Annotated in this window: 29 protein-coding genes; 19 read left to right on the top strand and 10 right to left on the bottom strand. The window is 64.3% G+C overall.

Features of this window, described 5'->3' with window-relative positions; genetic code table 11:
- Positions 1-433: 433 nt before the first annotated feature.
- The 7 genes from ACQR1X_RS23825 (at position 434) to ACQR1X_RS23795 (ending at position 7,135) form a co-directional block, all read left to right on the top strand.
- A complete protein-coding gene (locus ACQR1X_RS23825) occupies positions 434-1,816 on the top strand; it encodes a M20 family metallopeptidase (RefSeq protein WP_434899688.1) in 1,383 nt (460 codons plus the stop codon).
- 367 nt (positions 1,817-2,183) lie between these two features.
- Positions 2,184-3,098, top strand: coding sequence for an amino acid ABC transporter substrate-binding protein (locus ACQR1X_RS23820; RefSeq protein WP_316217154.1), 915 nt, complete (start codon positions 2,184-2,186; stop codon positions 3,096-3,098).
- Positions 3,099-3,306: 208 nt separating this feature from the next.
- The gene (locus ACQR1X_RS23815; RefSeq protein ID WP_434899687.1) at positions 3,307-4,038 is read left to right on the top strand and encodes an amino acid ABC transporter permease; all 732 of its coding nucleotides are present in this window, start codon (positions 3,307-3,309) and stop codon (positions 4,036-4,038) included.
- A gap of 1 nt (position 4,039) precedes the next feature.
- On the top strand, positions 4,040-4,732 hold the full coding sequence (locus ACQR1X_RS23810) for an amino acid ABC transporter permease (RefSeq protein WP_434899686.1): 693 nt from the start codon (positions 4,040-4,042) through the stop codon (positions 4,730-4,732).
- Positions 4,733-4,741: 9 nt separating this feature from the next.
- Complete coding sequence (locus ACQR1X_RS23805; RefSeq protein WP_316179526.1) at positions 4,742-5,473, top strand: amino acid ABC transporter ATP-binding protein; 732 nt, start codon at positions 4,742-4,744, stop codon at positions 5,471-5,473.
- A gap of 113 nt (positions 5,474-5,586) precedes the next feature.
- Positions 5,587-6,447, top strand: coding sequence for a D-amino-acid transaminase (locus tag ACQR1X_RS23800; protein ID WP_315801877.1), 861 nt, complete (start codon positions 5,587-5,589; stop codon positions 6,445-6,447).
- Positions 6,448-6,544: 97 nt separating this feature from the next.
- Entirely contained in the window at positions 6,545-7,135 is a 591-nt protein-coding gene (locus ACQR1X_RS23795) for a 3-keto-disaccharide hydrolase (RefSeq protein ID WP_316179524.1), read from the top strand.
- Here the strand turns inward: ACQR1X_RS23795 and ACQR1X_RS23790 are convergent.
- From ACQR1X_RS23790 to ACQR1X_RS23780, 3 genes are all read right to left on the bottom strand, one after another.
- Positions 7,122-7,268: a hypothetical protein gene (locus ACQR1X_RS23790; protein WP_315801879.1), complete on the bottom strand. Its 147-nt coding sequence runs from the start codon at positions 7,266-7,268 to the stop codon at positions 7,122-7,124. The genes ACQR1X_RS23795 and ACQR1X_RS23790 overlap by 14 nt on opposite strands.
- A 71-nt stretch (positions 7,269-7,339) precedes the next feature.
- Positions 7,340-7,939: an NAD(P)H:quinone oxidoreductase gene (wrbA, locus tag ACQR1X_RS23785; RefSeq protein ID WP_316179523.1), complete on the bottom strand. Its 600-nt coding sequence runs from the start codon at positions 7,937-7,939 to the stop codon at positions 7,340-7,342.
- Between the two features lie 75 nt (positions 7,940-8,014).
- Positions 8,015-8,713 (bottom strand): pirin family protein, encoded by a 699-nt coding sequence (locus tag ACQR1X_RS23780; RefSeq protein WP_315801881.1) that lies wholly within the window; start codon positions 8,711-8,713, stop codon positions 8,015-8,017.
- Positions 8,714-8,843: 130 nt separating this feature from the next.
- Here ACQR1X_RS23780 and ACQR1X_RS23775 point away from each other — a divergent pair, with 130 nt between their 5' ends.
- Positions 8,844-9,752, top strand: coding sequence for a LysR family transcriptional regulator (locus ACQR1X_RS23775; RefSeq protein ID WP_315801882.1), 909 nt, complete (start codon positions 8,844-8,846; stop codon positions 9,750-9,752).
- 23 nt (positions 9,753-9,775) lie between these two features.
- Here the strand turns inward: ACQR1X_RS23775 and ACQR1X_RS23770 are convergent, their stop codons facing one another.
- From ACQR1X_RS23770 to ACQR1X_RS23760, 3 genes are all read right to left on the bottom strand, one after another.
- Positions 9,776-10,243, bottom strand: coding sequence for a YbaK/EbsC family protein (locus ACQR1X_RS23770; RefSeq protein ID WP_434899685.1), 468 nt, complete (start codon positions 10,241-10,243; stop codon positions 9,776-9,778).
- Positions 10,233-10,979: a haloacid dehalogenase type II gene (locus ACQR1X_RS23765; RefSeq protein ID WP_434899684.1), complete on the bottom strand. Its 747-nt coding sequence runs from the start codon at positions 10,977-10,979 to the stop codon at positions 10,233-10,235. Before ACQR1X_RS23765 ends, ACQR1X_RS23770 begins: the two co-directional genes overlap by 11 nt.
- 90 nt (positions 10,980-11,069) lie before the next feature.
- On the bottom strand, positions 11,070-11,954 hold the full coding sequence (locus ACQR1X_RS23760; RefSeq protein WP_315801885.1) for an amidohydrolase family protein: 885 nt from the start codon (positions 11,952-11,954) through the stop codon (positions 11,070-11,072).
- 268 nt (positions 11,955-12,222) lie between these two features.
- Between ACQR1X_RS23760 and ykgO the strand changes: the two genes are divergently transcribed.
- The 3 genes from ykgO to ACQR1X_RS23745 all read left to right on the top strand — a co-directional run bounded on the left by ykgO (position 12,223) and on the right by ACQR1X_RS23745 (position 13,431).
- A complete protein-coding gene (ykgO, locus tag ACQR1X_RS23755; RefSeq protein ID WP_006611362.1) occupies positions 12,223-12,348 on the top strand; it encodes a type B 50S ribosomal protein L36 in 126 nt (41 codons plus the stop codon).
- A gap of 99 nt (positions 12,349-12,447) precedes the next feature.
- Positions 12,448-13,077 carry a tetratricopeptide repeat protein gene (locus ACQR1X_RS23750; RefSeq protein ID WP_434899683.1) on the top strand — a complete coding sequence of 210 codons (630 nt, stop codon included), beginning with the start codon at positions 12,448-12,450 and terminating at the stop codon, positions 13,075-13,077.
- Positions 13,078-13,179: 102 nt separating this feature from the next.
- A complete protein-coding gene (locus tag ACQR1X_RS23745) occupies positions 13,180-13,431 on the top strand; it encodes a hypothetical protein (RefSeq protein ID WP_316179514.1) in 252 nt (83 codons plus the stop codon).
- Between the two features lie 20 nt (positions 13,432-13,451).
- Here the strand turns inward: ACQR1X_RS23745 and ACQR1X_RS23740 are convergent, their stop codons facing one another.
- Positions 13,452-13,634, bottom strand: a complete 183-nt coding sequence (locus tag ACQR1X_RS23740; RefSeq protein WP_015669379.1) for a hypothetical protein — start codon at positions 13,632-13,634, stop codon at positions 13,452-13,454.
- Positions 13,635-13,885: 251 nt separating this feature from the next.
- Here ACQR1X_RS23740 and ACQR1X_RS23735 point away from each other — a divergent pair, with 251 nt between their 5' ends.
- Positions 13,886-14,845 (top strand): alpha/beta fold hydrolase, encoded by a 960-nt coding sequence (locus tag ACQR1X_RS23735; RefSeq protein ID WP_316236830.1) that lies wholly within the window; start codon positions 13,886-13,888, stop codon positions 14,843-14,845.
- Positions 14,846-14,910: 65 nt separating this feature from the next.
- Here the strand turns inward: ACQR1X_RS23735 and cycA are convergent, their stop codons facing one another.
- Positions 14,911-15,306, bottom strand: a complete 396-nt coding sequence (gene cycA / locus ACQR1X_RS23730; protein ID WP_315801889.1) for a cytochrome c-550 CycA — start codon at positions 15,304-15,306, stop codon at positions 14,911-14,913.
- A gap of 208 nt (positions 15,307-15,514) precedes the next feature.
- On the opposite strand from cycA, the gene ACQR1X_RS23725 reads away from it, so the two are divergent.
- Complete coding sequence (locus ACQR1X_RS23725; protein ID WP_434899682.1) at positions 15,515-17,008, top strand: FAD-linked oxidase C-terminal domain-containing protein; 1,494 nt, start codon at positions 15,515-15,517, stop codon at positions 17,006-17,008.
- A gap of 1,284 nt (positions 17,009-18,292) precedes the next feature.
- Positions 18,293-18,763, top strand: coding sequence for a hypothetical protein (locus ACQR1X_RS23720; RefSeq protein ID WP_434899681.1), 471 nt, complete (start codon positions 18,293-18,295; stop codon positions 18,761-18,763).
- A gap of 125 nt (positions 18,764-18,888) precedes the next feature.
- Here the strand turns inward: ACQR1X_RS23720 and ACQR1X_RS23715 are convergent, their stop codons facing one another.
- Together ACQR1X_RS23715 and ACQR1X_RS23710 are read right to left on the bottom strand one after the other, a co-directional pair.
- Positions 18,889-20,985 carry a hypothetical protein gene (locus tag ACQR1X_RS23715; protein WP_434899680.1) on the bottom strand — a complete coding sequence of 699 codons (2,097 nt, stop codon included), beginning with the start codon at positions 20,983-20,985 and terminating at the stop codon, positions 18,889-18,891.
- Positions 20,986-21,246: 261 nt separating this feature from the next.
- On the bottom strand, positions 21,247-21,585 hold the full coding sequence (locus ACQR1X_RS23710) for a putative quinol monooxygenase (RefSeq protein ID WP_434899679.1): 339 nt from the start codon (positions 21,583-21,585) through the stop codon (positions 21,247-21,249).
- A 245-nt stretch (positions 21,586-21,830) separates the two neighbouring features.
- Here ACQR1X_RS23710 and ACQR1X_RS23705 point away from each other — a divergent pair, with 245 nt between their 5' ends.
- The 5 genes from ACQR1X_RS23705 (at position 21,831) to ACQR1X_RS23685 (ending at position 25,867) form a co-directional block, all read left to right on the top strand.
- Entirely contained in the window at positions 21,831-22,124 is a 294-nt protein-coding gene (locus ACQR1X_RS23705) for a type II toxin-antitoxin system RelE/ParE family toxin (RefSeq protein WP_434880426.1), read from the top strand.
- Positions 22,125-22,127: 3 nt separating this feature from the next.
- Positions 22,128-22,469 (top strand): addiction module antidote protein, encoded by a 342-nt coding sequence (locus ACQR1X_RS23700; RefSeq protein WP_434899678.1) that lies wholly within the window; start codon positions 22,128-22,130, stop codon positions 22,467-22,469.
- A gap of 318 nt (positions 22,470-22,787) precedes the next feature.
- Positions 22,788-24,026 carry an FAD-binding protein gene (locus ACQR1X_RS23695; protein WP_434899677.1) on the top strand — a complete coding sequence of 413 codons (1,239 nt, stop codon included), beginning with the start codon at positions 22,788-22,790 and terminating at the stop codon, positions 24,024-24,026.
- On the top strand, positions 24,023-25,345 hold the full coding sequence (gene glcF, locus ACQR1X_RS23690) for a glycolate oxidase subunit GlcF (protein WP_434899676.1): 1,323 nt from the start codon (positions 24,023-24,025) through the stop codon (positions 25,343-25,345). Before ACQR1X_RS23695 ends, glcF begins: the two co-directional genes overlap by 4 nt.
- A 75-nt stretch (positions 25,346-25,420) precedes the next feature.
- Positions 25,421-25,867, top strand: a complete 447-nt coding sequence (locus ACQR1X_RS23685; RefSeq protein ID WP_434891715.1) for a hypothetical protein — start codon at positions 25,421-25,423, stop codon at positions 25,865-25,867.
- Positions 25,868-25,914 lie beyond the last annotated feature (47 nt).

Genomic DNA, 25,914 nt, shown 5'->3' with positions numbered 1-25,914 from the left:
CTCAGATCCAGCGACGGGCGGTTGGTCAGAACCGCCCGTTCGCACATTCTGGCAGGTTTCGAACACACAAGAGCGCGCTATAAGCGTGAAAACCGTCGCGCGGGGAATGCCGGATGTTCGGCTGAACCTGTGGTGACTGCCGCCTGCTTTTCTTTCTGCAGGCGGGCCATGGGTGAGGCCTTCACCCGGCATTCCCCGCGCCCTCCGTCTCGTGAGGGTGTTCATGCCAATAGCTCGGGTGCTCGACCGCACCGCGAGAACGAGAGCGCGTAAGTCGGGGACGGCGACAATGCTGCCCGACGCGTCAAGTCCCAGGCATGGCAGTTCCATAATCCGAGACGCATGCGCTGACCCATTGAATTCAAACCCAGCCTCTTTCGCTCCGCCCACGATCCCGATATGACGCCGCCTTCGTTGTGACTGGAAAAGCGCCATGACCAGGATTGATGCAATCGCCCGTGCCCGTCAGAGCCTGACGAGCGGTGACTTCCTGGCCGAGCTCGGCCGCCGGGTCGCCTATCGCACCGAGAGCCTCAATCCCGAGCGCAAGGACGACCTCGCGGCGTATCTGGCCAACGAGCTGACGCCGTCCTTTGCCGCGCTCGGCTTTTCCTCCGAGATCGTGCCCTCGCCGAGCGGCAAGTCGCCGTTCCTGATCGCGACCTACCACGAGAGCGACAGCGCCCCGACGATGCTCAGCTATGGCCACGGCGACACCGTCGACGGCATGGCCGGCGAATGGCGCGACGGCCGCGATCCCTGGGCGGTGACGCCAGCGGGCAATCGTCTCTATGGCCGCGGCACCGCCGACAACAAGGGCCAGCACAGCATCAACCTGGCGGCGCTGCGCGCGGTGCGCGAGGCCCGCGACGGCAAGCTCGGCTTCAATGCGAAGTTCATCATCGAGATGGGCGAGGAGATCGGCTCGCCCGACCTCGCAGAGGTGGCCGACCGGCATCGCGACGCCTTGAAGGCCGACGTCTTCATCGGCTCCGACGGCCCGCGGCTGTCGACCGCACGCCCCACCATCTTTCTCGGCTGCCGCGGCGGCATCCGGCTGCATCTCGACGTCAATCTGCGCGAGGGCGGCAATCATTCCGGCAATTGGGGCGGCGTGCTCGCCAATCCCGCCACCATCCTCGCCAATGCCATCGCCACGCTGGTCGATGGCCAGGGCCGCATCAAGCTGGAGTCGCTGAAGCCGCCGCGTCTCACCAACGCGATCCGCGCCATCCTCGCCGACGTGAGGGTCGAGCCGACCGCCGACGAGCCGGCGCTGTCGGACCATTGGGGCGAGGAGGGGCTGACGCCGGCGGAGCGGCTCTATGCCTGGAATACGCTCGAGGTGCTGGCGATCTCCTCCGGCAATATCGACAAGCCCGCGAATGCGATCCCCGGCCGCGCCCGGGCCGTGCTGCAGCTGCGTTTCGTCGTCGGCACCAAGGTCGGCAGCATCGTGGAGGACGTGAAGAACCACCTCGTTGCGCATGGCTTCCCGATGATCGAGGTCAGCATGACCCAGGGCTTCATGGCCTCGCGCGCCGACATCGACAGTCCCTGGATCAAATGGGCCGCGGATTCCATCAAGATGAGCACCGGCAAGGCGCCCGCCGTGCTGCCGAATTTCGGCGGCTCGCTGCCCAATGACGTGTTTGCCGACGTGTTGAAGATGCCGACCATGTGGGTGCCGCATTCCTATCCGGGCTGCTCGCAGCACGCGCCGGATGAGCACATTCTGCTGGATGTCACGGAGGAGGCGCTCGGCCTGATGGCCGGGCTGTTCTGGGATCTTGGCGAATTGCGGAAGCCGCTGTGAGCCGAGAAGGAGGCATGAGCACACATCGCCTGGCATCATTGGTGCTCACCTCCCGCCGCCTGAGCCGGAGTGAGGGGCGTGCCGCGTGCGGGAACCGTCCGCCTGCAACTTTCGTCTGGTCGCGGGGCATGCGAGCTGATCGTAGTTTACCATCCCGACGTTCGGCGCTGCCGTTTCAGCCCGAACGTCTTGTCGAAGGGGACGCGGGACAGGCAATTTGTCGCAAGCGTCCGAGAACTTCCCGCCGCGGGGCGGTCTATGGTGCCCGCGCTCGTCCGGCCGGAGATCGTCCGGGGGCGGGGGCCATTTTGAGTTCGCTGTGGTTTATGCAAGCATCCGGCGATCAGCCGGATTGAGGAGATCAGTTATGAAGCAGCTTCGCCTATTCGGTCTTGCCGTCGCCGCCGCGCTCTGCGCCGGCCAGGTGCAGGCCGAGGACCTGACGGGGACCCTGAAGAACATCAAGGAGACCGGTGCGATCACGCTGGGCGTGCGCGACTCCTCGATCCCGTTCTCCTATCTCGACGACAATCAGAAGCCGATCGGCTTTGCCATCGACATCTGCATGGGCATCGTCGATGCCGTGAAAAAGGAGCTCAAGCTCGACAAGCTCGACGTGAAGCTCAATCCGGTGACGTCGTCGACCCGCATCCCGCTGCTCGCCAACGGCACCATCGATCTGGAATGCGGCTCCACCACCAACAATGCCGAGCGCCAGAAGCAGATCTCCTTCACCAACACCCACTTCCTGACGGCGAGCCGCTACGTCTCGAAGAAGTCGAGCAACATCAACAAGATTGATGATCTGAAGGGCAAGACGGTCGTGTCGACTGCCGGCACCACCAACATCAAGCAGCTCACCGAAGCCAATGCCGCACGCAATCTTGGGATCAACATCATCCCGGCCAAGGATCACGCCGAAGCCTTCCTGATGGTCGAGACCGATCGCGCCGTGGCCTTCGTGATGGACGACATCCTGCTGTCGAGCCTCGTCGCCAGCTCCAAGGATCCGGCCGCCTACGTCATCTCCAAGGATGCGTTCTCCAAGCCGGAGCCCTACGGCATTATGCTCCGCAAGGACGATCCGCAGTTCAAGAAGGTCGTCGATGCCGCGACCGCCAAGATCTACACCAGCGGCGAGGGCGCCAAGCTGTATGACAAGTGGTTCATGCAGAAGATCCCGCCGAAGGGCCTGAACCTGAACACCCCGATGTCGGCCGAGCTGAAGGCTGAGTTCGCCAAGCCGTCGGACTCGCCGGATCCGGATTCGTACAAGCCGTAAGGTGAAGTCGCATTAAGCTCGTGCCGCGACGCCGGTGCGCTCCCTCCCCCCTTGTGGGGGAGGGTTGGGGAGGGGGGCCCGCAGGGGCAGTCTTTGCTGAGACCCCCACCCCGACCCCTCCCCGCTTCGCGCGGGGGGAGGGGAGCGCAGTGTCGCTCGTGGCGACATTGCGTAAACCGACCGCGAGCTATCACTTCAGGACACCCCCGTGAACTACACCTGGAACTGGCACATCTTCCTGGAGCCGAACCCGACCGGGGCCGGCACCTATTTCGACATGCTGCTGGCGGGGTTGAAGGTCACCATCGTGACCTCGCTGTCGGCCTGGGTGATCGCGCTGATCTGCGGCACGATCGTCGGCATCCTGCGCTCGCTGCCCTCGAAGCTCGCGACCTGGATCGGTTTTCTCTACGTCGAATTCTTCCGCAACATGCCGCTGCTGGTGCAGCTGTTCCTGTGGTTCTTCGTGCTGCCGGAGCTCTTGCCGCGCACCGCTGGCCTGTGGCTGAAACAGATGCCGAATGCGCCGTTCTATACGGCCGCGGTCGGCATCGGGCTGTTCATGTCGGCGCGCGTCGCAGTGCAGCTCGCGGCCGGCATCGGCTCGCTGCCGCGCGGCCAGATGATGGCGGCGACCGCGCTCGGCCTCACCACGTTGCAGGCCTACCGCTACGTGCTGCTGCCGATGGCTTTCCGCATCATCCTGCCGCCCTTGACCTCGGAGTTTCTCAACACCGTCAAGAACAGCGCGGTCGCGATCACGATCGGCCTGATCGAGCTGACCGGTGCCGCCCGCGCCATGCAGGAATTCTCCTTCCAGGTGTTCGAGGCGTTCAGCGCCGCAACGCTGATGTATCTCGTCATCAACATCATCGTCGTGATCGGCATGCGCCTGCTGGAGCGCGCGGTGGCGATCCCTGGCTACATCACGGGCAAATGAGATGCTGGCCAATTTCGACCTCGACGTCATCCGCCGCTCGCTGAGCTACCTGTTCATCGACGGCATGACCTTCACCTTGACGCTGACCGCGCTGTCGGCTTTTGGCGGTCTCGTCTTCGGCACCATGATCGCGCTGATGCGGCTGTCCGGCTATCGCGTGATGGGCTGGATCGCCGGGCTCTATGTCGACTTCATGCGCTCGCTGCCGCTGGTGCTGGTGATCTTCTGGTTCTACTTCCTGGTCCCCTATATCGGGCAGTGGATCACCGGATCGTCGCGGCCGATCAAGGTCGGCGCCTTCGCCTCCTCGCTGATCACCTTCATCATGTTCGAGGCGGCGTATTTCTCCGAGATCATGCGCGCCGGCATCCAGTCGATCTCGCGCGGTCAGCCGGCCGCGGCCTCGGCGCTCGGACTGACCTATGCGCAGACCATGCGCTACGTCGTGCTGCCGCAGGCGTTCCGCAACATGCTGCCGGTGCTGCTGACCCAGACCATCGTGCTGTTCCAGGACACTTCGCTGGTCTACGTGCTCTCGATCCCGGACTTCCTCGGCGCCGCCTCCAAGGTCGCGCAGCGCGACGGCCGGCTGGTCGAGATGTATCTGTTCGCGGCCCTGATCTACTTCACCATCTCCTGCATCGCGTCCTACGGCGTCCGCCGCCTGCAGTCGCGCATCGCCATCATCAGGTAGTCGGCTCCCATGATCGAAATCAGCCACGTCAACAAATGGTACAGCCCGAGCTTCCAGGTGCTGAAGGACTGCACGACATCGGTCGCCAAGGGCGAGGTGGTGGTGGTCTGCGGTCCCTCCGGCTCCGGCAAGTCGACCCTCATCAAATGCGTCAACGCGCTGGAGCCGTTCCAGGACGGCACGATCACGATCGATGGTCTCAAGGTCAATGATCCCAAGACCAACCTGCCGAAGCTGCGCTCGCGCGTCGGCATGGTGTTCCAGCATTTCGAGCTGTTTCCGCATCTGAAGATCATCGAAAATCTCTGCCTCGCCCAGCAGAAGGTGCTGGGGCGCGGCCACGAGGAAGCGACCGCCAAGGGCATGAAGCTGCTGGAGCGCGTCGGGCTGAAGGAGCAGGCGCAGAAATTTCCGGCGCAGCTCTCGGGCGGCCAGCAGCAGCGTGTCGCGATCGCGCGTGCGCTCGCCATGGACCCGATCGCGATGCTGTTCGACGAGCCGACCTCGGCGCTCGATCCGGAGATGATCAGCGAGGTGCTCGACGTCATGGTCGATCTCGCCCGCGAGGGCATGACCATGATGGTCGTGACCCACGAGATGGGGTTTGCCAGGAAGGTCGCCCACCGCGTCATCTTCATGGACCGCGGCGAGATCGTCGAGGACGCCAAGAAGGATGAGTTCTTCGGCCAGCCCCGCAGCGAGCGCGCGCAGCAGTTCTTGTCGAAGATTTTGTCGCACTAGTTAGACCCGTCATTCCGGGTTCAATGCTGCGCATCGCCCCGGAATGACGGCGAGAGAAACGATCGGCGCATGCTAAGGACTATGCGTGCGCTGATGAGAAAGGAGATACCGCCTTGGACCCCATCGCTTACGTCAACGGCGCCTTCGTGCCCCTGTCCGAGGCCAAGGTCTCGGTGCTCGATCGCGGCTTCCTGTTCGCCGACGGCATCTATGAGGTGGCGGCGGTGCTCGACGGCAAGCTGGTCGACAGCGCCTCGCACCTCGCCCGGCTGGAGCGCTCGGTCGGCGAGATCGGGCTGGCGCTGCCGGAGAGCCTGGCGCGAATCGAGGCGCTGCAGAAGGAGCTGGTCGCGCGCAACCGGCTCGACCAGGGCATGGTCTATCTGCAGGTCACGCGGGGCGCTGACAAGGGCCGCGACTTCCCGTTTCCGAAAGGCGACGTCAAGCCGACGCTGGTGATGTTCGTGACCGCCAAGAACATCGTCGATGCACCCTCGGCGACGGCAGGCATCGGCGTCATCACCGTGCCCGACATCCGCTGGGCGCGGCGCGACATCAAGAGCGTCGCGCTGCTGGCGCAGGTGCTGGCGAAGCAGGCGGCTGCGGCCGCCGGCGCTGGAGAGGCCTGGATGGTCGAGGATGGTCACGTGACCGAGGGCGGCTCGTCCTCCGCCTTCATCCTGACCAAGGACGACGTCATCGTCACCAGGCCGAACTCCAACGCCATCCTGCCGGGCTGCACCCGCAAGGCGGTGGTGAAGCTCGCCGAGGAGCGTCAGCTCAAGGTCGAGGAGCGGCTGTTCACCGTGGAGGAGGCGCTCGCGGCGAAGGAGGCCTTCATCACCAGCGCGAGCTCGTTCGTGCAGCCGGTGGTCACGATCGACGGCAAGCCGGTCGGCGACGGCAAGCCTGGCCCGGTCGCGGCGCGGCTGCGCGAGATCTATGTCGATTTTGCGCGCGCGACGGCGGTGTAGTTCGACGAGAGAGCAGATGCAGCATCGAAACCCGTTTGCTTCGTCCGGCGCTTTGCTATCGTGGCGGCGAACCAAACAAAAACGGGGAGGCGTTTCGATGCGGTATCGCTTGTGCGGGCTTGCGGCCGGACTGTTGATTGCGGGCGCGAGCTGGGGGACGGCATTCGCCGATGACGGCTGGGTGACCCTGGTCGACGGTGACAAGAAGGTCGAATTCGCCGAGGTCGGCAAGGCCAATTGGGAGGCGAAGGACGGCGTGCTGATGGCCGACAAGCTCGACGGCAAGGATCCGTCCTATCTGGTCACCAAGGCCAGCTACAAGGATTTCCAGATCAAGGCCGAGTTCTGGGTCGACGACGCCGCCAACAGCGGCATCTTCATCCGTTGCGACCAGTCGGCGAAGATCGACTCCAACATCTGCTACGAGGTCAACATCTTCGACAAGCGGCCCGATCCGAAATACGGCACCGGCGCCATCGTCGACGTGTCCAAGGTCGATCCGATGCCGAAGGCCGGCGGCAAGTGGAACACCTACGAGATCACCGCCAAGGGCACGCGGCTGACCGTGATGCTCAACGGCGAGAAGACCGCCGACGTCGACGACAGCAAGCATGCTGCGGGGCCGATCGCCCTGCAATACGGCTCGGGCGTCGTGAAGTTCAAGAAGGTGCAGATCAAGCCGCTATAGCGGTGCATTCCGGGCAGCGGCGCTGACCACGGCTCGCGCGGTAAAGGCCCTTGCAGTACCAATGGCGCGCCATCATCTGCAGAGGATGGCGGGCCAGCCTGGCCAGCGTCACCAGTTCGAGCATGGCGGGCATTGCGGACTCCCTCACTTTCTTCCGACGAGATGGGGCGGCGCTCCGGTGACGGAAGTGCCGCCCCAGTCGCGTCAGCCATGCAGCTTCTTTGCGGTCTCGGCGATCACGCGCCCTTGATAGCGCGCCCCCGCCAGCTCGTTCTCGCTCGGCAGCCGGCTGCCGTCGCCGCCAGTGATGGTGGTCGCGCCATAGGGCGAGCCGCCGGTGATCTCGTCGAGCTTCATCTGGCCGGCGAAGCCGTAGTTGAGGCCGACGATGGTCATGCCGAAATGCAAGAGGTTGGTGATGATCGAGAACAGCGTGACCTCCTGGCCGCCATGCTGGGTCGCGGTCGAGGTGAAGGCGCCGCCGACCTTGCCATTCAGCGCGCCCTTGGCCCAGAGGCCGCCGGCCTGGTCGAGGAAGTTGGCCATCTGCGAGGCCATGCGACCGAAGCGGGTGCCGGTGCCGACGATGATGGCGTCATAGTTGGCGAGCTCCTCGACCTTGGCAACCGGTGCGGCCTGGTCGAGCTTGTAGTGCGAGGCCTTGGCGACGTCGGCGGGCACGAGCTCCGGCACGCGCTTGATGTCGACGGCGGCGCCGGCTTCGCGGGCGCCTTCGGCGACGGCGTTGGCCATCGCTTCGATGTGGCCGTAGGCGGAATAGTAGAGAACGAGAACCTTGGTCATGGAAGTCTCCGTGGGAATGCGAGTGATCGGGGAGGGCGTCCCGGCCGGAGAGCCGACCGGGATCGCGAAACAGACTTAAGCGGCGTCGACCAGCACCAGTTCGGAATCTTCGAGCGCCGTGATCTTCAGCGTGGCCTCGTCGCGGATGGCGGCGCCGTCACGAGCGTTGACGCGGACGCCGTTCACTTCGACGCTTCCGGCGGCAGGCACGAGATAGATATGCCGGGCCTTGTCGGCATCGTACTCGGCGGTCTCGCCGGCCTTCAGCGTGGTGCCGAGTACGCGTGCCTTGGCGCGGATCGGCAACGCGTCGCCGTCATCTGCGAAGCCGCTCGCGAGCGTCACCAGCTTGCCGGAGCGATCGGACTTCGGGAACGGCTTGGCGCCCCAGGTCGGCTGGCCGCCGTCGGTGGTCGGCTCGATCCAGATCTGGAAGATCCGGGTCGTGGTCGGCTCGAGATTGTACTCGGAGTGGCGGATGCCGCTGCCCGCACTCATCACCTGGACGTCGCCGGCCTCGGTGCGGCCCTTGTTGCCGAGGCTGTCCTGATGGGTGATCGCGCCCTCGCGGACATAGGTGATGATCTCCATGTTGCGATGGGGATGCGCGGGGAAGCCGGTGTTCGGTGCGATCTCGTCATCGTTCCAGACGCGCAGGGCGCCGTGGCCCATGTTGCTGGGGTCGTAGTAGCTCGCGAACGAGAAATGGTGCTTGGCCTTGAGCCAGCCGTGGTCGGCGCCGCCCAGCGCCGCAAAGGGCTTCAGTTCGATCATGGGTCTGCTCCTGTGGTTGCAACGGTCGGCCGGTGCCGCCGTGCCGTTGGGCATTGGAATAAGGCGGCGACCGGAGTATAGAAATAGAAACTATTGAAACCTATTGTTTCCAAAAGAGAGATTTGAAGGAATGGCGCGACTTCCGGATTTCGAGGCGATGGCGATCTTCGCCAAGGTCGTCGAGCTGCGCTCCTTCGCCGGCGCCGCGCAGGAGCTGAGCCTCTCCAAGGCCTCCGTCTCCAAGGCGGTGAGCCGGCTGGAGGAGCGTCTAGGCACGCGGCTGTTCAACCGCACCTCGCGGCGCCTGGCGCTGACGGATGCCGGTCAGCGGCTGTCCGAGCGCGCCGCGCAGCTGCTCGCCGATGGCGAGGCGGCGGAGACCGAGGCGCTCGCGCAGTCACTGACGCCGCGCGGCCTGGTGCGCTTCGCGGTGCCGATGACGTTCGGCGTCAAGAAGATCGCGCCGCTGCTGCCGGCGTTCCTGGAGCAATATCCGGAGGTCTCGATCGACCTCCACATGAGCGACGCCACCGTCGATTTGATCGGCGAAGGTTTCGATCTCGCACTGCGCATCGCGCGGCTGCCGGACTCCTCGCTGCTCGCGCGCCGGCTCTGCGCCATGCCGCGCTACACGGTGGCGGCGCCGTCCTATCTGAAACGCCACGGCCGGCCGACGCACCCGATGCATCTCGCCGAGCACAAATGCTTCGGCTACGCCTATCTCTCCACGGCCGGCGTTTGGCACTACACCAATGCGGCCGGCGAGCAGGCCAGCGTGCGGCCGGCGGGACAGCTGCGCGTCAACAATGGCGAGGCGCTGTTGCCGGCGGTGCGCGCCGGGCTCGGCATCGCAGACCTGCCGGATTTCATCGTGGGCGACGCGATCGCGTCGGGCGAGGTCGAGGTGGTGCTGAAGGGCTGGAGCCAGCCGGAAGGCGCGATGCACCTGGTGATGCCGCCCGGCGGCCCGCGCCCCGCGCGGGTCGAAGTGCTGACGGAGTTTCTGGTGAAGGAGCTCGCGAAGGCGAAGAAGCGATGAGCGCGCCCGCCGATCTCAGCCGATCAGGACTGCACCTCGCAGACGTCGACCCATGCCGCTTCTGTCAGTTCGGCCATGCGTTCCGGCGTGATCTTCACCGCGCTGTGGGTCGAGCCCGCCGCGGGCACGACGATGTCGAAGGCCTTCAGCGACAGATCGCAATACACCGGCAGCGGCGACTTCAGCCCGAACGGGCAGACGCCGCCGACCTCGTGCCCCGTGATGTCGGCGACCTCGTCGAGACCCAGCATCTTCGGCTTGCCGCCGAACTGAGCCTTGACCTTCTTGTTGTCCATGCGGGCGTTCCCGGCAGCGACGATCAGGATGACGCGTTCGCCGACGCGCAACGACAGCGTCTTGGCGATGCGGGCCGGCTCCACGCCATAGGCTTCCGCCGCGAGCGCCACGGTTGCGGAGCTCTGGCTGGAGACGAGGACGTCGATGTCGGGGGCTTTTTCAGCGAAGAAGGCGCGGACGGATTCAAGGCTCATGCGTGTTGACGATCTCAGGCAATTCGGAGAGCGCAGCAATACGATAATCGGGCGCAAAACCCAACTCGTCCATCTGGGTGCGCAGCGCCTTGAACATCGTGAGCGGGGACACGAGATCGGTCTTGTTGCAGGCGGCCGCCATGGCCTCGGGAGTGACGCGCTCGATCCAGGCAACGTTGAGGCCGAACGCCTTGGCGCCGCAGACGTCCCAGGGATTGGAGGACACGAACAGCATCTCGGCAGGTGCAAGCCCGAGTGTCTCCTCGATCAGCGCATAGGCCTGCGGGCTCGGCTTGAAGATCGTGTGGGCATCGACGCTGATGACGGCATCGAGCAGCGTGTCGAAGGCGCTGGCCTTCACCAGGCCATCGAGCATCGCGGGGCTGCCGTTGGAGAGGATCGCGAGCCGGCGGTCCTTCATCGCGGCGAGCGCGGCGCGTGCATCAGGGTAGGGATCGAGATCGAGATATTTGGCGATGATGCGATCGCGTGTGATCGCATCGGCCTGCAGGCCGAGAACGCGCAGCGCATAGAGCAGCGACTCGCGGGTGACGACCGAAAAATCCTCGTAGCGCTGCATCAGCGAGCGCAGCCAGGTGTATTCGAGCTGCTTGATGCGCCAGATCTGGGTGATGATGTCGCCGTGGCCGGGAAAGGCCTGCTCGGTGACCGCCGCCACCGACTGGATATCGTACAGCGTGCCATAGGCGTCGAAGACGACAGCTTTGAACGGCATGGCGCTCACCTGACCACCTTGAACAGGCGCAATGACTAATGGGTCACCGCGCCTGCGTAGACTAGCACGATCCTTGCGGACCGGACGATGTCAGATCCCGAGCAGCCTGCGCGCGTTGGCCTTCAACACCTTCGGCCGGATCTCGTCGCGGATGTCGAGCTTGGCGAAATCGGCGAGCCAACGGTCAGGGGTGATCACCGGCCAGTCCGAGCCGAACAGCATCTTGTCCTGCAGGATCGAGTTGATGTAGCGGACCAGGATCGGCGGGAAGTATTTCGGCGACCAGCCCGAGAGGTCGATGTAGACGTTGGGCTTGTGGGTCGCCACCGACAGCGCCTCCTCCTGCCAGGGGAAGGAGGGATGGGCGAGGATGATCTTGAGATCGGGGAAATCGGCCGCGACGTCGTCCATGTACATCGGGTTCGAGTACTTCAGCCGCATCCCCATGCCCCCCGGCATGCCCGAGCCGACGCCGGTCTGGCCGGTGTGGAACAGCGCAATCGCGCCGCCGTCGTTGATCGCCTCGTACAGCGGATAGGCGAGGCGGTCGTTGGCGTAGAAGCCCTGCATGGTCGGGTGGAACTTGAAGCCGCGGACGCCATACTCCTCGATCAGCTTGCGCGCCTCGCGGACGCCGAGCTTGCCCTTGTGCGGATCGATGCTGACGAAGGGGATCAGCACATCGAGATGGTCTGAGGCGACCTCGAGCATCTCGTAATTGTTGTAGCGGCGGAAGCCGGTCTCGCGCTCGGCGTCGACCGGGAAGATCACCGCGGCGATGTTCTTCGAACGATAATAGGCGGCCGTCTCCGGCACCGTCGGCGGGTGCTTGTGCGGCGACTTGAAGTAGTCGGCCATCTGGGCCTGGAAATCGTCGTAGCCGTCATCTGCATGCATGCCGCAGGGCTCCTCGGCATGGGTATGGATGTCGATGGCGACGACGTCGTCGATCTTGGGCAGAGCGAGCTTGGGCATGGGCGTTCCCGGGGTTGGTTCTTGGCTTTGAGAAATTGATTATAGGATATAACGAATTTGGCAATCGCCAAGTTGGATCGGCGGGCTGCTGGCCGGCAGCTTCTGTTGAAGTCCGGCGCCGCCATGATTGACATCCGGCGGGCCGGTGGTTAGAAACCGGCCAATCCGGGCGGCTTGGTCGCTTGCGGAACTCCTTTTCTATTTGCCACCTCACTGTTTGCCACTTCCGGCCTGTCCAACACGGCCTTTCAACGTATCAGGATGTCCCATGAAGGTCCGTAACTCGCTGAAGTCGCTGCGTGGCCGCCACCGTGCCAACCGTCTGGTCCGCCGCAAGGGCCGCGTCTACGTGATCAACAAGGTCCAGCGCCGCTTCAAGGCCCGCCAGGGTTGATCGAACGAGGCTGATCCGGCCGCGGTCGCCAGTCCGCTCACAGGCGTTTGACGCGTGTGCTGCTTTGCAGGACGCGCGGACTGCGTCTACACTCGGCGGATGGCAAAGCGAACTTTCCAGGCGGTCCTGCTCGCCGCCGTCGTCATTTCCATACCGCACCTTGCGCAAGCGCAGGGCGAGCTGCGTGCGGCTCCCAAGCCGAAGCCGCCCGAGGCGCCCGCCAAGCTGCCCAAGGTCGGGGCCGACAAGACCAAGGGCCTCGATTTCCTGTTCGGCGCCCTGAAGGCCGCGCCGGACGATATCAGCGCCAAGCACGTCGAGGCGCGGATCTGGGCGATCTGGCTGCAGACCCCCAGCGATACCGTTGCCCTGCTGATGGCGCGGTCCAAGGCGGCGATGGACGCGAAGCAGAACGAAGTCGCACTCAAGCTGCTCGATTCGGTCATCAAGCTGCGGCCCGATTATGTCGAGGCCTGGAACCGTCGCGCGACGATCTATTACCTCCAGAACGATTACGGCCGCTCGCTGGCCGACATCCAGCAGGTCCTGCTCCGTGAGCCGCGGCACTTCGGCGCGCTCGCAGGTCTCGGCATGATCATGCAGGATCTCGGCGAGGAGAAGCGGGCGCTGGATGCGTTCCGCAAGGCGCTCGAGGTCAATCCGCATCTGGACAAGGTGCCGGAGCTGGTCAAGACGCTGACCGAAAAGGTCGAAGGCCGCGACATCTGACGCCGGACCTGCCGTTAACCATGTGCTGAGCGCCGCTCTTGCTGGCGGGACCGCGCAACCCCACGTGCCTCTTGATCGAGATTTGTCGGCAGGAGAGGCGCAATGACGCGTGCGGTGCTGGCGGCGGCGCTGGTGATGACGGCGGCCACGGCCGCGTGGGCCGAAGACATGTTCTGGGTGGTCGGCAACCGCGCCACCAATCGCTGCGAGATCGTGACCAGCAATCCGGTCGTCACCCCCACCATGGGCGACATCTGGTTCGCGTCCGGCCCCTTTAAGTCGCTGGACGACGCCAAGCTCGCGCGCTCCACGATCAACGCCTGCCCGAACAAGGACATCACAGCCGAGGACTGATCGTCGCCCGGTCGGATCGCTCAGTGGAACGCGGTGCTGCGGCGGTCCGGCAGGCCGTACTGGGCGGCCGCGGCATAAAGCTGCGCGATCTCGGCCTCGAGGTGCTCGTTGACCAGCAGCAGCGCCTTCAGCGCGCCACGGAGATCGCCATTGCAGCTCGCGACGATCTCGTCGATAGCCGTCTCGCTCGAACGAACACTCATCGGTAACCCCCTCCCAAAACACCAAACTAAACTCAGGGCCGGTCATCGTGCTCAGACCACGCAATGACCCGACCGGAAGTAATTCACGGCCATCAGCCGATTGCGAGGAAAAGTCCCGACCATGGTTATAAAATGGCCGACGACGCGGTGATGACAGGATTCCCGGGCGAAACGACGAGACAACGCGGCCGGATCTGCAACTCCCGCGGATCTGCACCGTAACTGTCACTGTGACAGGCAGAAAACTATCAATGATTTCAATGTTCTTGGTGGGCACTTTGGCGCTCCTGGCGGTGCTCACGCGCGCCGGCGTGGCGGTGCTCGAGCGCCGTTACCCGGCGCAAGGGCAGGCCATCAATGTCGAGGGTGCGACGATCAATCTTGTGGATATCGGGCCCCGCGACAGCGAAAAGCCGCCACTGTTGCTGCTCCACGGCGCCAGCTCGAACCTCGAGGCGATGCGCAGGCCGCTCGGCGACCTGCTCGCGCAGCGCCACCGGGTGCTGCTGGTCGACCGTCCCGGCCACGGCTGGAGCCCGCGTCTCAGGCCCGAGGATTCCACGCCCGCCGCTCAGGCCCGCATGCTGGATGAGGCGCTGGCGCGGCTCGGGGTCGGCCAGGTCGTCCTGGTGGTGCATTCCTGGAGTGGCGCGCTCGGCCTGCGCATGGCGCTCGATTTCCCCGACCGGGTCGCGGGCCTCGTGATGCTGGCGCCGGTCGCCTATCCCTGGCGAGGCGGGGTCGGGCGCTACAACGAGGCCGTCACCACGCCGGTGGTCGGGCCATTGCTGGCGCATACGATCACGCTGCCGCTCGGTCTGGCGCTGATGGCGCCCGGCGCCCGCGGCGTGTTCGCGCCGCAGGCCATGCCGGACGATTTCGTCGACCGGACCGCGACGCCGCTGCTGCTGCGCCCGCGCGAGTTCATCGCCAATGCGCGCGATCTCGTCACCCTGAAGCAGGCCGTGATCGAGCAGGCGCCGCGCTATGGCGAGATCAAGGTTCCGGTCACGATCGTGGCGGGCGAGGCCGACCGGACGGTCTATACCGATATCCATGCCCGCCCGCTCGCCCAGGTCGTGCCGCACAGCCGGCTGATCGTGCTGCCCGAGCTCGGGCACATGGTCCAGAACGCGGTGCCGGAACTGGTGGCCGGCGAGGTCGACCGCATCGTCGCGGCCGTCGCCACGGCCGATGCCGTGGCGCCGTGATGCAAAAAAGCCCCGGCGGTCGGCCGGGGCTTTGCAGGCGAGCTGACGGGTCGGCCGGCGGCCGCTTACTGCTTCTGCTTGCCGTCCTTGTCGAACGACGACACATAGGCCCAGAGGTTGTTGATCTCGGTCTCGTTCTTGATGCCGGCGAAGGTCATCTTGGTGCCGGGAATCTTGGCCTTCGGATCCTTGATGTATTCCTTGAAGACCGCCTCGTTCCAGGTGATGCCCGAATTCTTGTTGGCTTCCGAATAGTTGTAGTCCGGCGCGCTGCCCGACTTGCGGCCGTCGAGGCCGTTCAGCTCCGGGCCGACCTTGTTCTTCGCGCCCTCGCCGATCGAATGGCAGGGCAGGCACTTGTTGAAGGACGTCTTGCCGGCGGCCGCATCCTGCGCCAGCGCGGCAGACGCCAGCGACGACGAGGCGAGGATGACGAGCGCGCTCAAAGTCATTTTCTTCATGGATCAGGCTCTGTGGGTTACGAGACGAGTTTGCGCGCAGGTTGTGGCATGGCCTCAGGCGAGGCACAAGCGGGGATGCGCTGAGGCAAATCAGCATATTGGCTGAGCTTGTTGCTCTGCCGCAAACTTCGATGCGGATCCGCTGCCTATCCAAACCGTTTCCGTTGTGATTGATAGGCCGGGGCAAAATCGAGGCCGGAGGAACGCGATGGCGATCATGATGCCGGAGGCAGATCAAGCGGTGCTGGCGCGCCGTGGCGAGATCGTTGCTGCACTGCGAGCAATCGTGCCGGGCGAAGGCGTCATCGACAGCGCCGCCGAGATGCTGCCCTACGAGTCCGATGGCTTGATGGCCTATCGCCAGCCGCCGATGGTCGTGGTGCTGCCGGAGACCACCGCGCAGGTGTCGCGGGTGCTGAAATATTGCCACGAGCAGGGCATCAAGGTGGTTCCGCGCGGCTCGGGAACGTCGCTGTCCGGCGGCGCGCTGCCGCTGGCCGACGGCGTGCTGCTCGGGCTGGGCAAGTTCAAGCGCATCCGCGAGATCGACTTCGACAACCGCGTCGTCGTCACCGAGCCCGGCGTCACCAATCTCGCCATCAGCCAGGCGGTGGCGCATGCCGGCTTCTACTACGCGCCCGATCCGTCGTCGCAGATCGCCTGCTCGATCGGCGGCAATGTCGCGGAGAATTCCGGCGGCGTGCATTGCCTGAAATACGGCATGACCACCAACAACGTGCTCGGCTGCGAGATCGTGCTGATGACCGGCGAGGTGTTGCGCATCGGAGGCAAGTGCACCGAGAACGCCGGCTACGACCTGATGGGCCTGATCACCGGCTCGGAGGGGCTGCTCGGCGTGGTCACCGAGGTCACCGTGCGCATCCTGCAAAAGCCGGAGACGGCGCGCGCGCTGATGGTCGGCTTCGCCGAGGTCGAGGCCGCCGGCGAATGCGTCGCCCGCATCATCGGCGCCGGCATCATCCCCGGCGGCATGGAGATGATGGACAAGCCTGCGATCCACGCCGCCGAGGCCTTCGTCCATGCCGGCTATCCGCTGGATGTCGAGGCGCTGCTGATCATCGAGCTCGACGGCCCCGGCGTCGAGGTCGACGAGCTGATCGGCCGCGTCGAGGCGATCGCCAACGGCTGCGGCTCGACCACCTGCCGCATCTCGACCTCCGAGGCCGAGCGCAATTTGTTCTGGGCCGGCCGCAAGGCGGCGTTCCCCGCCGTCGGGCGCATCTCGCCGGACTATCTCTGCATGGACGGCACCATCCCGCGCGGCGCGCTGCCGAAGGCGCTGGCGCGCATCCGCGAGCTCTCCGAGAAGTACCAGCTCGGCTGCGCCAACGTGTTCCATGCCGGCGACGGCAATTTGCATCCGCTGATCCTCTACGACGCCAACAAGCCCGGCGAGATGGAGCGCGCCGAGGCGTTCGGCGCCGATATCCTGCGCTGCTGCGTCGAGCTCGGCGGCGTGCTGACCGGCGAGCACGGCGTCGGCATCGAGAAGCGCGACCTGATGCCGGAGATGTTTTCCGAGATCGACCTCAACCAGCAGCAGCGCGTGAAATGCGCGTTCGATCATTTGGGCCTGCTCAACCCCGGCAAGGTGTTCCCGACGCTGCACCGCTGCGCCGAGCTCGGGCGGATGCATGTCCATGGCGGCAAGCTGGCGTTTCCGGACCTGCCGCGGTTCTGAAAAGGGCGCGCGCGGGCAGGGGATTCTCATCTTTCGCCCGCGCTCACCGCGAGCCCCTCGCGCGCGCCAATCGTCGATCGCCTTGCGCCGCAACGCCGGTGCATCCAGCGCTGACGCTCTCTCCCCACGTCATTCCGGGGCGCCCGCAGGGCGAGCCCGGAATCCATAACCACAGGCCGCTGTGTGGGGCAGGCCGGCAGCTCCATCCCGCTCCAACGACATCCGCCTGTGGCTATGGATTCCGGGCTCATCGCTGCGCGATGCCCCGGAATGACGAGGAGAGAGCTGACCTCATCGCATCCACCTCCGTCCGCAGGCACACGTCCACATTCCCGCGGCGTCCTCCGCCCGAGTGATGCCATCGACGCCGCCCTCGGAAACAATCGAGAGGGCGCAGGGAATGCCGGGTGAAGGCCTCACCCATGGCCCGCCTGCGAAAAAAATGCAGGCGGCAGGTACCACAGGTTCAGCCGATCAACCGGCATTCCCTGCGCGGCGGTCTTAACGCTTATACGTGCTCGCCCCGGGGATCGGCGTTCTTGTCCCCGTCGCTGGCCCGCCCCGCAAGGGGCACGACCCGCTTGGCCTCAGCACCGGGAGGCCAGGCCCACACGATTTCACGTCCGCGTCGACATCGTTCGTCGGCATGACCGAAGCCACGCTGCGACCCGACACGGCCACCGCATCCCCACCCCACGTATCGTGACGACCGCGCGTACGCCCCTCTCGGCGAGGCGGGATGGGGGAGTATGGCATGATTTCTTGAAAAGCGAAATAGAAAAGTTGGCGCTTGGGGCAGGCTGGCAGTTTGACGCTGAAATAGCTCGCCAAATGAGTTCTTCGGCACGGGGGCGATTTGGCTTTGGCTGGCCGCATATGCAGTGAGAATCGCTCAAAATCTCATAGGTGATTTGCCCGACGCCTCGGAGGCGTCTGTTCCCGTGGGCTGCGGGCTCTACGGCGCGCAGCCTTAGTCGCAGACCTGATCACGGTCTGCGTCCTCGCCGACGATGAACCGATTGCCCAAACAGCGAAGCGTCTTGCTCAATATACGGGAAGCGCTAGTGTCCCGCGATCGCCTATGCTGATCGTGGGGCAGTCATGGGAAATACTCTAACTCTGAAATGCCCGGGTTGCGGGGAACGGACCGAGCAGAGGGTTACCAAAACCGACCCTTATCATCGGTATACCCAGTCTCAGCGACGGCAGTCGCTAGGGTTTGGCGAATATCGTGTACGCGAGCGTCAATGCGGCTCTTGCGGCCACAAGTTCTCGACCGTCGAAATGGAAAGCGATGCGTTCTTCGGGACAATCGGCACGCTGGAGGCCGTGCAGCGCGCGCTAGCCGAGCTCGTGACCAATCAGGAAGTCATGGCGCTTGTGACACGATGTACGCCGATCGCGATCCTGATAGGCGCAATATTTGGCGGGGGCATTGACACGGCACGTTTGCGCCGACTCGACGTCGCGCAGCTCCGTGCCATGGTAAAAGGGGCGGAAAGAGCTTTGAGCACGCTCGAACCTGATGAGCGAAATTGCATAATCGACTTTTTCGGGCTTGGCTCGATCGAAGGCTTTGAAAAAGATGCTGTTGCGGCGGTCAATCCTGATACGCGCCTTGTTGTGATCCTGCGCAAGATGAAACATCCGAGTCGCTCAAGGCTGCTGCGTACGTTCTATGATCTCGTGGACCCGGAACGCCCAAATGGGCTCGCCAGCGAATCACGAGGCGGCTGCTTAGGCCGCAACTCCTAAATGACCCTGTCTCGGCTCTGGGTGTTGCCCTTGGCCCTCATTGTTTCCGTCGTGCCGTGGCTGTTCTGACCAATGAGGGGCACCACGGAAACCGAGGCGCCTTTGCCGTTAGGCCAAGTTCTACGTCAAGAACCGGCCGGATCGAATACCTGCTCTGGCTTCTTAGCCGCAACCGTTGAAGCTTCAATATGAGTCGGCCTTGACCTGCTCAAACCCGCCGCGTGAATCGTTGCCCTGTTTCGATTCCATGCGTCGTTCACGAGGTCTTGCCATTGAATGACTTCAATCGAGCCGCGGTATTGATTTTTCAGCGGTCGAATGCGCCCCTGACCATTGGCAGTCGTCTCCCAATTCGACAACTGCTGCTCCAAATCTCCAACGATATCCGCAACCACATAGCAGTAGAAAATACAATCTCCCGCGACCCTGATCCGGGAACGATCGAACGACTCAAGCTGACCACCCTGTAGCTGACCCAGGTACTTTACTATCTGCGCCTCGATTTGATCTTCGGCTTCTTTATAGTCTCTTCGGCCGGGCCTCTTAAACTCAACGATCATCATCGTGCGGAGCGGTTCCGATGTATCTACGGACTCAGTCTCAGTCACACCCAAACCATACGCTAGATTCCAAACCAAAAGGTCCGGTCGCTCAGCCGATCCACCATTCGCCATGATGGCGTCAAGGCGCTTGTCGGACGAGAAGGCTCTTGTAAACGCCAACCGCTCGTCCACAATCCATAGTTCATGGGCGCGGCTCTTAACCTCAGTCGGGTCGTCGCCCCGAACGTTCATCGGACAAATGAAGGAGTGCAAGGTCTTCTCCAGGAAATGATCGTCCTCCTTTTCCTTTCGAGCGCGAAGACGCTTGATCAGTTTCTCCATCAATTCAAGCGCAAGCTTTCGACGGACGACGTGCTGCGCTAGTGCTAATTGCTCCGATGTTTGGATTTCTCTTGCTGCGTCACTAACGGCTTTGTCGAAGTCTTGAGGAATATCTTGCAATTCCAGCGTGTCGATAAGCGCCTGCAAAGTTTTTTGGCGATCTTCCTCTCGACGAATCTGATACTTCACCAATCCCGCTGCAAAATCCTCGGCGGTGGTTGCGTGAAACGGTACTCGCTGTAGTTGGGTGTCGTCATCATCAAAGCCGAAGGTCGGATACCGACTGACAAACGATTGGTAGTTTTCCCTGCGTGCCTCGACATAGGCTTCGACCTGGGCCGGAAGCAACTTTGTACGGACCTGCTCCATGCAATTGCGGCTGATCTCGCTAAGCGTCTTCTCTGTCAAATTAAACGCAGTGCGGCCCTCATTCACCCGCAAATCTAGGTATTCGCCAGAGACACAGCCATGGAAGACGAGGTCTTTGTTAGCGTCGCGTGTAAGATCGGTCACTCCGAGCAAACTATCGACCTTGCGCGTTTCGACCGTTCGACCATTGGCGAGAAGGTGGAGTTGATGTTTTCCGTCAAGCCCCGTGCTTGCTTCGGCTTTGCAAGTGAAACCGATGATAGACAACTCGCCGAACTGCTTTAACTCGAACGCTCCTGTCTTTAGTGGCGTGCCTATTGTGAGCTCCGCGACGGCGTTGGGATAAGTGGTAACATCGCCATCGAGATCGACGATAATCGTCGGACCACTTCCTAACAAGAAGTCTGCGATGAAGTGTGCACTGAAGTACCGAAGGAAAGTGTCAGCTCGCTTCGGAAACGTTTCCGCATATTCTTTTGTGCGTAACCCGCGGAAAGTTATCGTAGTGCCGGTCGAAGCACCCGGCGCGGGCTCGTCTTCCCGACTCGGCTTGACTTGGTCATCGTGCTCTAAAACGAATGAGAAGACCCGACGAAGCTTCCCGCTTGGGCTGTCGTAGACGCTCTCAACGAGGATCGAGCTAAAGGCATCCAGCCAGAACAAGCGTCCAACACCTTTGCCGCCCTTGGCACGTTTGAAGTCTGTGTCAATTTCACAGAATGCTTCGTAACGCTTAGCGTCGAGACCTATTCCGGTGTCCGCCACAACAATCTCGATCTCGTCGGAGTCGGACAGTGATTTGACGCGGATGGAAATCTTGCCTTTGGCGACGTTTGCCCCCAGCAGGTCTTCAATCGCGTAGATCGAATTACTCACAGCCTCGAAGAGGGGCTGTAAGCCCTGCGTTGCATTGGATGGCTTGGGGAGCTTTCGAACACGATTTTCAATGTTCTGAGTAAGGGTTGCCACGATAAAATCCCGATACGTGCGAATGCTGTACCATGCACGCCGTGGGTGGCGTTGTAAACGGCCTCGCTTAGCTTGCGCCACGCGGTGCGCGCCTCGTTACCCGCGTTGCGCTCGACCCTCTTCAGTGCCTTCGCGGCGACCAGTTTGCGGACCGGCGCTGCCCTCGGGCTCGCCGAAGGCTAGGCCCGGGGCGGAGCATGACAGCTTGGGGATGGCGAGAGCTCAACCCATCCACGAGAGGCGATTTCAAGACAGACTTGTCTAAATCAGCCCATATTGCACCCGCTCGCGTCGTGCCAGCAGCGGCAGGGCCTGGCCCGCGATATAGGTCTTGAAGTGGTCGCTCTGCTGGTGGGCCTGGAAGGCGGCTTCGTCGCGGAACAGCTCGTAGAACAGGAACTGCGCCGGGTTGTCCTTGGCGCGTGAGATCAGGAACAGTTTTGCGCCGGGCTCACGCTGCGCCTCGGGAAGGAAGCGCGACAGGATCTCGGCGACGCGGTCGGCCTCGCCGTCCCTGGCCTCCCATTGCGCCACCACCAGCAGGCCGCCGCCGCTGACGGCCTCGTTCACGGTTTTCGTTGCGATGGCGTATCCGGTCATGGGATTGGTCCTCTCGTTGATGGTGTGCGAGGGGATTGATAGCTCTGTTCCTGCCGTCAATCATTCGATGACGGACGAAGGATGGATGCGCGCATGAGGGCGTAGGGCGGATCAGCCGAAGGCGTCATCCGCGCTGTGTCTCGAAAGATTGGCGGGTCACGCGTCGCTGACTCCCACGACGGACTTTTTCTGCGGTCGATCTTGGTCCTTGTCCGGGTGTACCCTTTAAGATACAACATCCCATCATGGTCGAAATCCGGCAAACGGCCGAGTTCAACGCGTGGCTGCTCGGCCTGCGCGATCTGAAGGCGAAAGCCCGGATCGCCGCGCGGATCGAGCGGGCCGCGAATGGCAATCTCGGCGACAGCAAGCCGGTCGGCGAGGGGGTCTCCGAGATGCGGATCGATTACGGCCCGGGCTACCGGATCTACTATCTTCAGCGTGGAGACGTCCTGGTCATCCTGCTCTGCGGTGGCGACAAGAGCACGCAACGGTCGGACATCCGGCGTGCCCAGGTACTGGCGAAGAGAGAGGCATAGCGGATGGCAACGACACGCTTTGATGCGGCGGAATATCTGGCGGAGCCGGAGGCGCAGGCCGAGTTTCTGGCGGCGGCGCTCGAGGATGGCACCGCGGATGAGATCCGCGCCGCGATCAACACCATCGCCCGGGCACGCGGCATGTCGGACCTCGCGAAGGCGACCGGCATCCGTCGGGAGCAGCTTTATCGGGCGCTGGGCGAGGACGGGAATCCGGAGTTCGCCACCATCCTGACGGTGCTTCGCGCGCTCGGGGTGACGCTGACGTCGGCACCGGGCAAGGGGGCGTCAAAGGTGGCCCCGAAGCGGAAGGCGGCGAAGAAGGCCGGGCGGCGCGCTGCGTAGCAGCCCGCAGCGCGTGGGGCGGATTAGCCGAAGGCGTAATCCGCCGCGTGGCGCGAAAGGTCGGCGGGTTACGCTGCGCTAACCCGCCCTACCGACTGGCCGCCGCGGCGGAGAGCGCTGCACATCATGAGAAGAGGAACTGCATTCAGCGGCGTCCCGTTTCCGCCCATGCGCTCTGCACCCCTCCCATCCCCTTGTCCCCGCACGATCTTTTCGTCGCCTTGGGCTGCCCTTTTCACCCGTCATGCTCTAGAACGGCTCCAACGCCGGTGCCCGCGTCGCGGTTGCTGGCATCATCAACAAGCAAGGCGAGCAGTGGTGGACGCCCTGAAAGTACGCAACGCAGCCGACGTCGAGGAGGTGGTCCGCTCGGCCATCGCCAGTGAGCAGCCGCTGGATGTGATCGGGCATGGCTCGAAACGCGGGATCGGGCAGGTGACGGCCACCAATGCCGTGCTCGACCTGTCGGCGCTGAGCGCGGTGGTCTCCTACGAGCCGAACGAGCTGATCATCACGGCGCAGGCCGGCGCGCCGCTCGCCGACCTGCTGTCGCTGATCGATTCGAAGAGCCAGCAATTCGCGTTCGAGCCGATGGATACGGGGCCGCTGCTCGGCACCGCCGGCCGCGGCACGCTCGGCGGGATGATCGCGGCCGGGTTGGCCGGGCCGCGGCGGGTCCGGGCCGGCGGGGTGCGCGACCATCTGCTCGGGGCGCATGCCGTCTCCGGCTTCGGCGAGAGCTTCAAGACCGGCGGCAAGGTCGTCAAGAACGTCACCGGCTACGACCTCTGCAAGCTGCTGGCGGGCTCCTGGGGCACGCTGGCGGTCATGACCGAGGCGACCCTGAAGGTGATGCCGCGGCCGGAGTCGGAGCGCACGCTGGTGCTGCGCGGGCTCGATGACCTCAAGGCCAACCGGGCCATGACGGCGGCGCTCGGCTCGCCGTTCGACGTGTCCGGAGCCGCGCATCTGCCGGCCTCGACCTTGCGGCCGGAGGTCGAAGGCCTGAGCCCGACCGGCTCGCCGCGCGAGGCGGTCACGGTGATCAGGCTGGAGGGCATCACGGCGTCCGCGGCGCATCGGGCGGCGTCGCTTGCCAGGCAGCTCGCGGCCTTCGGTCCGGCCGAGATCATCGCGGACGACGCCTCCGCCGAGGTCTGGAGCGCCGTGCGCGACGTGCTGCCGTTCGCCGCCAACGGCCCGCTCGGGGCCTGGACGGTGTGGCGGATCGTCTGCCCGCCGGTGTCGGGCGGCGCCATCGGGCAGGCCCTGACGCGCCAGACCGGCGGCGAGGTGATCTATGACTGGGGCGGGGGGCTGATCTGGGCCGCGCTGCCGCCGCAGCCCGATGCGTCCGCGGGGCTGGTGCGCAAGCAGGCGGAGGCCGTCGGCGGTCACGCCACCCTGCTGCGCGCGTGGGACGAGATGCGGCTCGCGGTCGACGTCTTCCACCCGCAGCCGCCGGGTGTCGCCGCGCTGGAGGAGCGGGTGCGCGTCTCCTTCGATCCCAAGACCATTCTCAACCGCGGGCGGATGCGTCGGAGCGTTGCGTCATGAAGACCGAGTTCACCCTGGCGCAGCTCGCCGATCCCGACATCGCGGTCGCCGACAAGATCCTGCGCGCCTGCGTGCATTGCGGCTTCTGCACCGCGACCTGTCCGACCTACGTGCTGCTCGGCGACGAGCTCGACAGCCCGCGCGGGCGGATCTACCTGATCAAGCAGATGCTGGAGAAGGACCAGGCGCCGACATCGGACGTGGTCAAGCATATCGACCGCTGCCTGTCGTGCCTGTCCTGCATGACGACCTGCCCGTCGGGCGTCCACTACATGCATCTGGTCGATCAGGCGCGGGTGCGAATCGAGCAGCGCTACGAGCGCCCGCTGACCGACCGGTGGCTCCGCGCCGTGCTCGCTTATGTGCTGCCGCGACCGCGCGAGTTCCGGCTGGCGATGACGCTGGCGCGGCTCGGCCGGCCGTTCAAGGCGCTGCTGCCGGCATCCTCCGCCTCGCGCGCACCTGCGCCCAGCCTGCTGCGGCGCGTCAGGGCGATGCTCGATCTGGCGCCCGCCGCCGCGCTGCCGCCGCCGGGGCCGGCCGGCGGCAGCGTGTTTGCCGCGCAGGGCGCGCGGCGCGGCCGCGTCGCGCTGCTGCAGGGCTGCGCGCAGGCGGCCCTGGCGCCGCGCATCAACCAGGCTGCGATCAGCGTCCTGACCCGGCACGGCGTCGAGGTCGTGCTGGTCAAGGACGAGCAATGCTGCGGTGCGCTGACCCATCACATGGGGCAGGATTCCGACGCGCTGGCGCGGGCGCGCGGCAATGTCGACGCCTGGACCGCGGAGATGAAGCGCGGCGGCCTCGACGCCATCCTGGTGACCACCTCGGGCTGCGGCACCGTCATCAAGGACTACGGCCACATGCTGCGCGAAGACCCGCGATATGCAGCGTCCGCGGCCGCCGTGTCGGCGATGGCGAAGGACATCACCGAGTATCTCGCCGGTCTCGATATGGCCTCCGCCTCTCAGCGCGACGACATCGTCGTGGCCTATCACTCCGCCTGCTCGCTGCAACATGGGCAGAAAATCACGAGCATTCCGAAAGAATTGCTTTCCAAGTCCGGATTCGTGGTGAAAGATATACCGGAGAGTCATTTGTGTTGCGGTTCGGCGGGGACCTACAACATTCTCCAGCCTGACATCGCGATGAAGCTGCGCGATCGCAAGGTCGCCAACATCGCGACCGTCAAGCCGAATGTGATCGCGGCAGGCAATATCGGCTGCATGATGCAGATTGCCAGCGGCACCTCCGTCCCCGTCGTGCACACCGTTGAGCTTCTCGACTGGGCGACGGGCGGTCCGCGGCCAGGAATGATTTGACGGATGGGCGCGCGCTGATGGCCGGCCCGTCCCGCCGGACGAGCTGATCGAACGGCGGCAACTGGAGGGTTTCTGATGGCGAAGGACAAGAAGGCGAAGAAGGACAAGAAAGAAAAGAAGAAGCTGATGGCGCAGGCCAAGGCAGCGAAGAAGGCGACGAAGACGTCCGCCAAGAAGGCTGCAAAGAAGTCTGCACCGAAGTCCGCGAAGAAGGCCGCCAAGAAGGCAGCCAAGGCGCCGGCCAAGAAGGCGAAGAAGACCGTGAAGGCCGCAGCGAAGAAGGCCGCCAAGGCTCCTGCGAAGAAGGCCCCTGCGAAGAAGGCTGCTGCCAAGAAGGCGGCTGCAAAGGCGCCCGCCGCGCCGAAGAAGAAGGCCGCCAAGAAGCGGGCTCCCAAGATGGCTCCGCTGGTCGAGACCCCCGAAATGCACGAGACCGAATCGGCTGCTGAGACCAGCTGGGCGATGCCGAGCGCGGCGCCCGAGGAGCACGAGGACGGCGAGGGCACGGCGTCCAGCAACTGATCCTTCCGGACCGGATCATTCTCAGGGCCGGACGAATTCACATCGGG

Origin of the sequence: Bradyrhizobium sp. HKCCYLRH3073 (genome assembly GCF_051167995.1) — a bacterium.
Classification (GTDB): Bacteria; Pseudomonadota; Alphaproteobacteria; order Rhizobiales; family Xanthobacteraceae; genus Bradyrhizobium.
Note: the sequence above shows the minus strand (reverse complement) of the source record. Positions and strands in the feature narration are given on the sequence as shown.